Here is a 12,096-nt window from a genome sequence, read left to right as displayed (position 1 = left end):
AAGCGCATTTACTTCGCTTCATGTCTCCACGGACTTCGAGACATAATCCAATGTAGAAGGTATTTTCAACCTGCCCAGTTTAATGCTTAAGGCTTACCTCATTCACAATATCAAAATGTAACACTTGATTTACAATTTGGGCCTGAGTGAATTTTTACTGGAATGATTTTTTAGCTGTACAAATAAGCGTCAAAATAATAACTCTCAGTCTATTAAAGTAACAATGTTTGTAAAAGTGGTGATTTATCAAGCGACATTATGTCTTGAACTATAAATTGCGAAGAAGGGATAAATACTGTCGGTTAGTTTTTTGACAGGCAGAACTAAATCAAAGTCAGTCTAAAGTAGTGTTTTTAGTAAACCAGGAATGAATGCTCGGATTTATGCGCTTAAATAGTTTTGCATACTGTTTATATGCATGTCTGTTGCATTGTTTTAGGCGGGGATGAGGTAGATTTGACCGAGAGGTTAGATAACCACTCGGTCTGGCGAAGTGATTAAGCTTTTTGCGTTAACACGGCAAATTTCACTAACAGTTCGTCGTTGGACTCGACGCGGTTTGGATCTGGGTCGATGCAATCAATTGGGCAGACAGACACGCAAGTCGGTTTGTCGTAATGCCCCACACATTCGGTGCAGCGGTCGGGATCGATTTCATAGATCTCTTCGCCCATAGTGATGGCCTGATTAGGACACTCAGGCTCACACATGTCGCAGTTGATGCAGCTATCGTCGATCAGTAATGCCATGACCTTAACCTAGTTCATGTGGGTTGCGCGTATCCTGACCTTGGGGCAGGTTACGCAGCAAAATACCGTGGCTCAAATCGACCTCTTTCGGCACGGGCAGATACACAGTGTGCCCAGAACCTAAGCCTGCTGCAACCGCTTCAGCCTTGCGATTTTCAAGTTGTTCAATCGTCAGACTGATATTGCCCTGCGGTGTCATCAGCTCGACACTGTCGCCAACGGAAAACTTGTTCTTCACTTCGATTTCAGCCAATCCAGCAAGGTTACGCTTACCCGTCAGTTCACCCACAAATTGTTGGGTGTCACTGACTGAGTAGCCATAGTCATAATTTTGATATTCATCATGCACATGGCGACGCAAAAAGCCTTCGGTATAACCACGGTGGGCCAGACCTTCTAATTGATTCATTAGGCTGCGGTCGAAATCTTTACCCAATGAAGCATCTTCAATCGCGCGGCGATATAACTGTGCGGTGCGGGCGACGTAATAGAAAGACTTAGTGCGCCCTTCAATTTTAAGTGAGTCTATGCCCATTTTTGTTAGGCGCTCAACGTGTTGAATAGCACGTAAGTCCTTAGAGTTCATGATATAAGTACCATGCTCATCTTCAAAGGCTGGCATGTATTCGCCGGGACGATTGGCTTCCTGTAGTAGGAAGATTTGATCCGTGGGCGCACCCGCACCTAAAGTCGTCGGAGTTTCGATTTGTACTGCATTAGGCATGGCAATGATGTCGCCGCTGTCGTTTTGCTGCGCTTCGTGTACATCGTATTTCCAGCGACAAGCATTAGTACAAGTGCCTTGGTTTGGATCGCGTTTGTTGATATAACCCGAGAGCAAACAACGGCCTGAATACGCCATGCAGAGGGCGCCATGCACAAACACTTCGAGTTCTATATCTGGGCAACGTTGACGAATTTCTTCGATTTCATCTAAGGATAATTCGCGCGACAGGATCACACGTTTAATCCCTTGGGTTTGCCAAAACTTGACTGAGGCCCAGTTGATTGCGTTTGCCTGCACGGATAAATGCACCACTTGATCGGGAAACGCTTCACGTACCATCATGATTAAACCCGGATCGGACATGATCAGCGCGTCTGGCTTCATCGCCACTACGGGTTCCATGTCCTTGATATAGGTTTTTAGCTTGGCATTGTGGGGTGCTATGTTGCTCACAACATACAGCTTTTTACCCAGCGCATGGGCTTCTTGTATGCCTGTGGCAAGGTTTTCCATTTTGAAGTCATTGTTACGTACCCTTAGGCTATATCTCGGCTGACCGGCATACACGGCATCTGCACCATAGGCAAAGGCGTAGCGCATGTTTTTCAGGGTTCCAGCTGGAGACAGCAGCTCAGGTTTAAACATAATCACTCTCAAATTGGTTAATTAATCGATGAATAAATGGCGCGGTGCGCGGGGGCGGGATTTTACACAATGAAAGTAGGGTTATGCAAATTGCCCTTACTAACTTTAGTGGTACTTCACATTTTACGAATATAGCGCGTTTAGCTTTGAGCAAGCAGCGAGAAATATTTTAGCTCTGGTGATGATTGATGCAGAAGATTACGGCCGATAATTAAGCCAAAATTGATAACGCAATCATACAATTTATTAACGTCCGTTGCTTTTTTCTACGTATCTAATGACGGTCAGCTGATATACTCCAACTATCCAATGTTCATGTTTACAGATTGATGGGAGCTAAGATGTCTACCGAACATCTACTGTTAGTCAGTTTATTAAAAAAACTAAAAGATGATGCCTTAGTGCTACCGACGTTGCCTGAAGTGGCGATGCGGGTGCAAGAAGTGGTCGGACGCTCCGATGCGAGCCTTAAACAAGTGGCTGAAGTGATCGGCCAAGATGCGGCGATTTCTGCCCGTATCATTAAGGTAGCCAATAGCGCCTTGTACAGCCGAGGCGTACCCGCTGAAAGCATTAACAGTGCGGTTTCTCGCATTGGTTTAATTCAAATTAAAAGCATCGCAACTTCGGTGGCGATGGAGCAATTATTCATTTCCACCAATGAAATGGTGTGGGAGGTCATGGATGAAGTGTGGCGCACCTCAATCGATGTGACCGCAGCCGCCTGTGCCATGTTGCAGATGTATAATAAACGCCATTCAACCAGTCGATTAAATTTTGATACCTTAACCTTAGCCGGACTCGTACATAACATTGGCGCTTTACCTGTGTTGACCGAAGCTGAGGCGCAGCCGCATTTATTTACGAGCATTGATCAATTACGTGCGCTTGTTCGTAAAATGCAGGGGCCCTTAGGTCGTGCTGTGTTAAAGAGTTGGGATTTTTCTACCGAAGTTATGGAAGTGGTTGAGCGCTGGGCCGATTTACCTTATTTGCCCGATCACGTTACCTACCTCGACTTTATCCGTGCAGCGGCCTTCTATACCGGTGAATTACGTGCAGGCACTGAATTAGAACAACGTCTTGGTGTGTTTGTCGCCCGCGGTTTACCCGTGACAACCGATGATTTAGCCAGTGATGAATTTATGGAAAAATTCCATTCAATTAGAGAAAGTTACCAATAATCGTTAGGCCTAAATGGAACTCAAATGGCACGTGAACACTGAATTGCAGTGCCATTTGATAATAAGCTTACGCGGTAAAGCAGAGGCCAAGGTATGTTCGAAATCGGGTTAGTTGTTGCTTCTCTCATTTTATTGATATTTTCATTATATATACTGCAGGCAAAATATAGATCGCAACGGTCGCAGCAAAAATTCTTAGCACAGCTTTGTCTCCAGCTAGAGCAACAAAAGGTTGAGCGCCAAGCATTAGACCTTAGCATCGTTCCCCAAGAGTTTGCGCCTCTCTACCATACCTTAGATGAATTATTGAAGGCATTACCCGCAAGCGCAGGTAAAGACAAGTTGACTGGACTAGTGAATCGCGTCGGCCTTAAACGTACGCTGACCTCCATGATGCCGCTGACTCAAGGGACATTAGTGCTGATTGATATTTATCGATTTCGCTATGTAAATGACCTCTTTGGGTTTGTGTTCGGCGATATCCTATTAAAGCAATTTGCGGAACGGTTAAACACCTTAAGTTTATCCCCAAGGTTAATCGCACGGCTTAATGGTGATGAATTTTGCCTATATTACGAGCAAGCGTTGACTGAGGAGCAATTGGTACATTTAAGAGGCCGTTTGCAGGTGCCTTTTAGCATTAAGAACACGCCAGTCAGCGTTAAACTTCAAATCGGTTGTGTGCATTTACAAGAACACCACGCCGATACGAGCCAGATGTTACGTCGAGTCGATTTGGCGCTGAAGAAAGCCCGTCACTCTCGTAGCGCGATTGCTTACTATGCCGAGAATGATGATATTCAACAGTTAAGAGAACTGAGAATTATCGATAGCTTGCCTAAAGGCTTGCAACGCAACCAAGTGTATATGGTATATCAAGCGAAACAGGATATTGCGACGGGAAGGTGTTTTCAGGTTGAAGCCTTGATGCGCTGGGAACACGACGAACTTGGGGTTATTTCTCCGGGTGAGTTTATCCCTTTAGCTGAATATGCCGGCATGATTGATTTAGTGAGCCAATGGGCACTCGATCAGGTTTTAGCGCAGCAGGCAAAATGGCGCGCGGCAGGAATACAATTGTGCGTCGCAGTCAACCTATCAACACGGGATCTCGATAGTGAAACCTTGCCCCAAGAAATTGCGGCGAGATTAGCGCATTACAAACTTCCACCCGAATCCTTAATGATTGAAATTACGGAAAGTACCTTAATGGCGGATTTAACTAAGGCGGTCGAAACCTTAGATAAAATTCGTGCGTTAGGGGTTAGGCTCGCAATTGATGATTTTGGTACCGGTCATTCTTCACTGGCTTACTTGAAGCATCTACCCGTCAATGAAGTCAAAATCGATAAAGCTTTTCTAAAGGATCTTGAGCAGGATAAACCGTCGGAATATATCCTCGAAGCCAGTATTAATATTGCTAAAAAACTCGGTTATGAGGTGACTGTCGAAGGGATTGAAACCCCTGAAATCAGAGAGATACTCGTCGCTATGGGCGTCGATACCCTTCAAGGCATGTATTATGCTAAGCCCATGAGAGCAGCAGAACTCGAAATGAACTGGGCCCGGCTGCACAATGCCATGTAAACCCAATGCCACGTAGATCCAATGCCATCTAAATCTATTGCTCATTAACCCCAGTGCTAATTTGATTAAGGGCCACTTAAATTTAGTGCTACCTAAATTAAGGGCTAGTTACATCAATAGCTCGTTAAATCCACAGCTAGTAACTTAAGTTCACTAAGGCGCTTCAACTGAATCTGAGTGTATTCCTAACGCACCAATTCAAGTTGTCGCTGTTTAAAGTAATTTTCGCAGAGGCTTTTTTGCAGTCACTTTTGTTGTAGTTACTTTTATAACAGCCGCTTATGTCGAAAGTCAGCTCAGGAAATCGCGCGTGCGTACGTGTATTATATCTGTTCGTTTGAGACAAAACCTTGGTTTAAAACGGCGATTAAATCTGCCGGCATAGGCGCTAGTTGGCGGGCTTGATTCATACATACCATCTCAATTGTGGCAGTGACAGCGGGCTTTTTACCCTGTGGACGCCAAATCTCCTGCTGCCACACAGTGCGGTATTTACTCTCAAAGTAAAACTTAGTGCGCACATCGATAATATCGGCAAACTCCACCCCTTCATGGCACAGCATATCGCTACGATACACTGCAAAACCCAGTTGGTTTTGTTGCCACAACGCACTTAAACGCTCGGCACCAATAACATGCTCACGGGCGCGCTCGAAGTATTTCAAAAAGTTGGGGTGATACACCACGCCAGAAAAATCAGTATCTTCATAGTAGATTTGCACTGGAAAGGAGAAGGTAGGGCTAAATTGCGGCATGGGTTACGGCTATTTTAGATAGTTTTATTGCGCAATAGTTTAGCGGCTTATCTCTTTAAACAAAACCTCTAAAAAAACCTTTAAAACAGAGATACAAAAGCGCGGTTGTGTAGCGCCAAGGCTATTTGAGGTTGGCAGCAGGCATGATGAGTTTGGTCATAATTGAAATGTGACTGCTGAAAAAGCAATGAGATTCGATTATGGGACGTTTTCCTATTTTATCGATAAAAGTAAGCCTCTGATCAGCCCATGCTCAAGAAATATCACGCTAATCAGGCAGTAAAATCACACTATTGTGTCTAAGTGCGTGCCTAAATCATTAATCCCTTCCTATACTGATAGCTGGAATACCTTTCTTATGTTGATTTGCTAGGTTGAGAGCTTTATATGAGCGAAATAAAAAAATCAGAAATATTGACCGAAAGTGGCACAAATGAACTCGAAATTATTGAGTTTCATCTGCATAAGATACTCCCTAATGGGGGCCATAAAGTGTGTCATTACGGGATCAATGTCGCCAAAGTGAGGGAAGTGATTAGGGTGCCAGAAACCTCTGATTATCCCAATGCTCAGCCGTACATGGTGGGAGTGTTCTCGTTGCGAGAAAAGCTGATCCCTTTAGTCGATCTTGCCGGTTGGCTCGGGATCTCTACACCGGAGGATTTAACCCACAAAGTCGTTATCGTCACTGATTTCAATAAGATGATTAATGGTTTCTTAATAGATAGTGTTCGTAGCATTCATCGTGTGTCGTGGGAGCAAGTTGAATCACCGAGTCAATTTTTAGAAGCGGGTGAAAATGATTGTGTCGTTGCTGTGGTTCGCCGTGATGGCATGCTGATTATGATATTGGATTTTGAGAAGATTATTGCCGATATCAATCCTGAACTGAGTATGGATAAGTACGATGTCACGCTCGATAGGAGTGTGCTGATTAATGACAAAATGCTGGCAAAACGTGAAGCGAAAACGATTTTAATCGTCGATGACTCTGCCTTCATTCGCAAAATGATTGAAAATACGCTCCGCAGCGCAGGTTACAACATTATTACCGCCAAAGATGGTGGAGATGCGCTTGAAATGCTAATGGAATTTGAGAGCCTGGCTGAGCAAGATAATGCCTCTATTTCTGATTTTGTCAGTGCCGTTATCACGGATGTTGAAATGCCTCGCATGGATGGGATGCATCTGGTTAAACGATTAAGAGAATCCAAGGCATACCAACAAATGCCGATTGTGATGTTTTCTTCCCTAATGAGCGAGGATAACCGCACAAAGGCGATGGCATTGGGGGCGAATGACACTATTACTAAACCCGAAATTGGCCGTATGGTCGGTATGATAGATAAATACGTATTCGAAGAGTAATGCTATTTCATTGCGCTGCGATCTTTGAGTATCAAATACTTAGTACTAAATATGTGAATCGTAGCTACCAGCGTCTTGAGAGATTCTTCAATGACAAACGATATAAAAGTAAAAAGCCATATTCACCGAAGCGAATATGGCTTTTTTGTAGGGTAAACTTCGCGACTAGCGGATGATCATTTGATCGCGCTCAGGTCCAACAGAAACCATGCTAACGCGCACACCCATTAGGGCTTCAATACGTTCAACATAGTGTTGCGCTGCCACTGGCAGGCTCTCGAAGGTGCGACAACCGGTAATATCTTCGCTCCAGCTTGGCATTTGCTCATACACTGGGCTCAACGCGGCAGTTTGTGGCCAAATTGGGTTCTCAGTGTGCTCACCTTCATAGGCAACACAGATTTTCAGATCTTTCATGCCTGACAGGCAATCAATCTTAGTTAGGGCAATTTCAGTTGCCGCTTGCAGCTCAACACCATTACGGGTGGCAACAGCATCGAAGTAACCCATGTCACGTGGACGGCCTGTGGTTGCACCAAATTCATTGGCGTTTTCACGGAAGGCGTCTTGCTCTTCCATAGCTGTCACTAAAGTGCCAGTACCCACAGATGAGCTAAAGGCTTTCGCCACAGCAATCACGCGCTCAGGGCGCAGCGCAGGTAAACCGCTGCCGATACCTGCGTAAGCCGCAGTCACGTTTGATGAAGTAGTATAAGGATATTCGCCGTAGACTAAGTCGCGGCCAGCACCTAATTGCGCTTCAAACAGTAAGCTTGCATCTTGTTTTTGTAATGCTTTTAATGGCTCAGTCACATTACAAATAAATGGACGCCATGGCGCAGTCACTTCTAACAACCATGCGGTCATTTCAGCGGCGGTTTGATTAAAATCGCAGCTTGGATAAAGTGCCTTTAATTGTGGCATTTTCCAGTCGAGCATAAATTGAATACGTTCTTGCAGCACTTCAGGTTGGTTTAACCAACCGACTAAAATGCCTTTTTTCATCACGCGATCACCATAGGCAGGTGCAATCCCTTGACGGGTTGAACCATAGGCTAAATCGCCAAGACGTTGTTCTTCTAAGGTATCTTCTAATGCATGCAAAGGTAAGCACAGGGTCGCACGGTCAGAAATGCATAACTTGACGTCAACACCGGTCGCTTGTACTTCAGCAATTTCTATGCTGAGCTTTTCAGGGCTGATGACCATACCAGGGCCTAATACTGCGATGCAGTTAGGGTTGAAAATGCCACTCGGTAATTGGTGTAATTTAAAGGTGCCATAGTCGTTGACTACGGTATGTCCGGCGTTGTTACCGCCTTGAAAGCGAATACTGGCAGCGGCATCCGCGGCTAAATAATCTACGATGCGGCCTTTGCCTTCATCACCCCAATTTGCACCCACAACCACGATCGACGGCATAACAACATCTCCTCATTGATTAAGACGCTATGCTAGACCCGTCATTTGAATAAGAGAAATTAATTATGGTTATCATCTCAATAAGGATTTCATATATCATTGGCTATAATTAACGCTAACACGCAGCAAAAGGAGGTTTTATGCTCGATATCCATTGGTTAAAGACCTTTGTGACTTTGGCTGAACATAAGCATTTTGGCAAAGCGGCCACGGCGCTGCATATGACGCAGCCTAATGTTAGCTTGCATATTAAGCAGTTAGAGCAAAGCACTCGAGTCAAGCTGATTGACCGTAATCCTTTTCGATTAACCCAAGCGGGATTTCGCCTGTTAGAGAGCAGTCAGAAGACGTTAATGGAGCTGCAAATTTGTCAGGCGGACCTCAATGCGATTAATGACCTTAGCCAAGGCACCTTAACCATTGCCGCCAGCGACATTATTTCGCGGTTATTGTTGATCCAGCCGTTTCAGCTTTTTAAGGCGGAGTTTCCGGGGATCGATTTCTCGCTGCTCAATACCACATCATCCCAAGCTTCTGAACTGGTGAAAAATGCTGAGGCGGATTTAGGGTTTGTGATCGCGCAAAAGGAGAGTCAGCCGCTGCATTTTACTGAGTTACAGCAGATTAAATGGTGTGCAATAGGGGACAATTTACAACAATGGCAGCAGACAAACCTCTCTGTGGATACGCCCTTGGCTGAGCAACCGACGTTGATTTTACTGGGCCATGATACGCGAACCCGTGAATTGCTCGATCCCGCACTGCCGTCGCTGAATTTGCCGAATTACAGAATTATGGAGGTGGGCAGTGTTGACGCGCAAATCGATTGGGCCGAGGCGGGATTTGGGGTGGCGATCGTGCCGGAGTTTTCGGTTTATACTAAGGCGAATTTGACCACTAAAGTGACTCCTCTGCCACAATTTCCCACAACCAGTTTGGGCTATATTGTGCGCCAGAATCAGATCCTGTCTAAGGCCATCAAGCAGCTGTTATATTGGGTGAATCAAGAGATTATTCGCTCGCAGCGGTAATCTATCATTCGCTTGCAGCGATAGGGGATTAGTCAGCGACTAAGAGCAGTTTGTCGTATTGGCCTGTGGCTTTTAGCTGTGATAAGCCAGCATCGAGTTGGGTCGCTAAGGTCTGCGCCTGTGGGTTTTCCTTCGAGAAAGCCAAAAAAATATCGCTGCTGTGGTTAGCAAATACTGGAATGACGTCATCATCCACGCCCATTTTTTTCAGGTTTTCCTTGGCAACTAAGTCGAACATCAATGCGGCATCTATGCGGCCAATCAACAATAAATTGATTAGCTGCTGCTGATTAGCGACGGTGACGATATTGAGCTGTTGCTGTTTGACTAACTTGGGAAAATCATCGCCATACTCATAGCTTTTAATCACCCCAATAACCGTGCCTTTAGGTAGCGCCCATTTATTGTCAGCCAAAATAGGCTTCTGTTTCTTTTGATAAAAAGATGCAGTGGCGATAAATAATGGGGTTTTACCGAAGATGAAACGCTGTTCGGTGCTGTTCTCGCGGGTGACGTTAAATACTCCGTCTACGGCGCCTTTTTCTGCCATCATCAAGGCGCGAGAATAGGGCACGACTAAGCTATTTACTTCAATATGCGATTGTTTAAAGGCGGCTTGGATTAAACGATGGGAAATGCCTTGGCCAAATTGATTGGCAAAGGGCGGCCAACTGTCTTCTGCGGCTAAGGTTATCGCCTGAGGCTGCGATTCTGAGGGCACGGCATTGCTTTCTTGGGCGAATGCCATGTTATAAGCCATGGATGCGAGTAATAAAACGATGCTAAGTATCAATGCTGATGGCAAATTTAATGCCTGCTGCATCCTGAGCTTCACTCTGTTCCCTACACGCATTTTGCTTCCATCTCCCTGCTTAATATATGGCTTTTATAGCATAAAGAATTATATCTAGACTAATGATTTGAATATTAATTATTGATAGCGAGTACTTTTGTGATGTTCATAGGATATTTCAACAACCTCAGTTCGCTGTGTGCGGGTCTATTACTTTCGTTTACTGTGTTTACCATATTTAAGTGGGATTTTGCGCTGGGCAACGAATGAACAGGCTTAGCATTTTTGCTAAGTAGAAGAAATTGAAATGGATAGGTTTCAAAACTGCCATCAAACGAACCGCTAAAGTGCTTAGTGAGGTTCGTTTGATGGTGTGTTGTGTTGATGTTAGCTGGGCTATTTGACCTTAGTGGCTTGCATCGTAAACCAAGTCTTATAGGGCTGATACTTGTCATAGCACCAATGGAATAGGGTGCTGTAGAAGAAGAAAAAGATCAAAAAAACCGCTTCTAAGCCCATGGCTGCCAACCAGCCTATCTGTAAAAACCAAGCGATGGTCGGTATGCTAATGAAAATAAGTCCCCCTTCAAATCCAAAGGTATGCAGTATTCGGGTTTTTAAAGTGCGTTGCTCTCGATTTGCCCCAAATACTCTGTCGAATCCTAGGTTGTAGAAGTAGTTCCATACCACGGTATAAAGACTCAAAGCGATACCGACTATGACAAGCTCACTGGTTCCCTTGCCTGATATGAGGGCAGAAACCGGGATAATAATCGCGAGTGCAATCGCTTCAAAGAGTAAGGCGTTAAAGATACGTTCTGTCGTTTTCATGGCTATTTCCCATTCATTCAATGTGACTATGGCCATAATTTTATCTAGTATAGGGATAACTAATAGTTAGATAGTATCGGTAAAAGCGATATGTTTAGTCTCGAACAACTCGAAGCCTTTATGGAAACCGTAGAATCTGGTTCATTTTCGAATGCCGCAAGGCAACTTAAGAAAGCACAGTCCGTGATTAGCCAGCATGTGATGAATCTTGAAATTGACTGTGGGGTTGAGTTATTTGACCGTTCGGGTCGTTATCCGGTATTAACGGCCGAAGGCAGTAAATTACTGCCCTACGCAAGAGCGACGATTCTTCAACATAGAAGACTTAAACATACCGCCTTATCGCTTTTTAGTCGTCAATCTTCAGAAGTGTGCCTTGCGATGGATGAAGGCATTCCTATACAGAGAATATCGGAAATTATTCAGTTGTTAGAAAGTGATTTCCCTAACATCGAACTCGAGTTTCTCAGTGCCTCAAGCATAGATATTATCGACATGGTACATTCTGGAAGAGCATCTACAGGACTGATTTTTAGCGAATTATCTATGCCAAGTAGTATAGATTTTGAGAGTATTGGTGTGATTGAATTCGATCTTTATGTGGCGAGTTCGCATCCCTTAGCGAAATCAGTTGCACCGAACATGGACTCATTGCGACTGTATCGACAATTATGCATCCGCTCACGTAATACTAAAACCAGCAGTTTTCAGCAGGCGTTCAGTCCTGATGTTTGGTATGCCGATAACTATTATGTGTTATTGGAGCTCGCATTACAGGGCCATGGTTGGTGTCTGTTACCAGAGCACATGGCATCCAGCTTAGTTTTATCGGGCAACTTGACTCGGGTCCCTGTAGAGTTTGAGCAGATAGGCTGGTATGCAAACGTCGATGTGATCCAGCATCAAGATAAAAGCAGCCTGCCATTATTGAAACGACTCAGACAACTGTTTAGAGAACTCTTGGTTGTGCAGAAGTAAATGGTTGGACAGAAATAAATGGTTGG

Annotated in this window: 11 protein-coding genes; 5 read left to right on the top strand and 6 right to left on the bottom strand. The window is 44.6% G+C overall.

Translation table 11 applies throughout. The annotated features are described in order from the left end of the window. Positions 1-497 precede the first annotated feature (497 nt). Positions 498-749 carry a YfhL family 4Fe-4S dicluster ferredoxin gene (locus FW758_RS10620; RefSeq protein WP_006082676.1) on the bottom strand — a complete coding sequence of 84 codons (252 nt, stop codon included), beginning with the start codon at positions 747-749 and terminating at the stop codon, positions 498-500. Positions 750-753: 4 nt separating this feature from the next. Beyond that, entirely contained in the window at positions 754-2,121 is a 1,368-nt protein-coding gene (trhP, locus tag FW758_RS10615) for a prephenate-dependent tRNA uridine(34) hydroxylase TrhP (protein WP_006086905.1), read from the bottom strand. 341 nt (positions 2,122-2,462) lie between these two features. On the opposite strand from trhP, the gene FW758_RS10610 reads away from it, so the two are divergent. After that, positions 2,463-3,305, top strand: coding sequence for an HDOD domain-containing protein (locus tag FW758_RS10610; protein ID WP_006082674.1), 843 nt, complete (start codon positions 2,463-2,465; stop codon positions 3,303-3,305). A 93-nt stretch (positions 3,306-3,398) separates the two neighbouring features. Next, on the top strand, positions 3,399-4,892 hold the full coding sequence (locus tag FW758_RS10605; protein WP_446445355.1) for a putative bifunctional diguanylate cyclase/phosphodiesterase: 1,494 nt from the start codon (positions 3,399-3,401) through the stop codon (positions 4,890-4,892). A 323-nt stretch (positions 4,893-5,215) separates the two neighbouring features. Here FW758_RS10605 and FW758_RS10600 read toward each other — a convergent pair whose 3' ends face one another. Continuing rightward, positions 5,216-5,647, bottom strand: coding sequence for a thioesterase family protein (locus FW758_RS10600; RefSeq protein ID WP_446445354.1), 432 nt, complete (start codon positions 5,645-5,647; stop codon positions 5,216-5,218). Between the two features lie 387 nt (positions 5,648-6,034). On the opposite strand from FW758_RS10600, the gene FW758_RS10595 reads away from it, so the two are divergent. Next, the gene (locus tag FW758_RS10595; RefSeq protein WP_446445353.1) at positions 6,035-7,015 is read left to right on the top strand and encodes a chemotaxis protein CheW; all 981 of its coding nucleotides are present in this window, start codon (positions 6,035-6,037) and stop codon (positions 7,013-7,015) included. A gap of 165 nt (positions 7,016-7,180) precedes the next feature. Here FW758_RS10595 and FW758_RS10590 read toward each other — a convergent pair whose 3' ends face one another. Continuing rightward, on the bottom strand, positions 7,181-8,437 hold the full coding sequence (locus FW758_RS10590) for an adenylosuccinate synthase (RefSeq protein WP_006082670.1): 1,257 nt from the start codon (positions 8,435-8,437) through the stop codon (positions 7,181-7,183). Between the two features lie 140 nt (positions 8,438-8,577). On the opposite strand from FW758_RS10590, the gene FW758_RS10585 reads away from it, so the two are divergent. Beyond that, positions 8,578-9,468, top strand: coding sequence for a LysR family transcriptional regulator (locus tag FW758_RS10585; RefSeq protein ID WP_006086901.1), 891 nt, complete (start codon positions 8,578-8,580; stop codon positions 9,466-9,468). A gap of 28 nt (positions 9,469-9,496) precedes the next feature. Here the strand turns inward: FW758_RS10585 and FW758_RS10580 are convergent, their stop codons facing one another. Together FW758_RS10580 and FW758_RS10575 are read right to left on the bottom strand one after the other, a co-directional pair. Continuing rightward, a complete protein-coding gene (locus tag FW758_RS10580; protein ID WP_107948673.1) occupies positions 9,497-10,321 on the bottom strand; it encodes a substrate-binding periplasmic protein in 825 nt (274 codons plus the stop codon). A 336-nt stretch (positions 10,322-10,657) separates the two neighbouring features. Beyond that, positions 10,658-11,092: a PACE efflux transporter gene (locus tag FW758_RS10575; RefSeq protein WP_006086899.1), complete on the bottom strand. Its 435-nt coding sequence runs from the start codon at positions 11,090-11,092 to the stop codon at positions 10,658-10,660. Between the two features lie 90 nt (positions 11,093-11,182). Between FW758_RS10575 and FW758_RS10570 the strand changes: the two genes are divergently transcribed. Further along, entirely contained in the window at positions 11,183-12,070 is an 888-nt protein-coding gene (locus FW758_RS10570; protein ID WP_446445352.1) for a LysR family transcriptional regulator, read from the top strand. The last annotated feature ends 26 nt before the right edge of the window (positions 12,071-12,096 follow it).

This window comes from Shewanella sp. 1180_01 (genome assembly GCF_052850535.1).
This window is presented reverse-complemented; position numbering and strand designations above follow the sequence as displayed.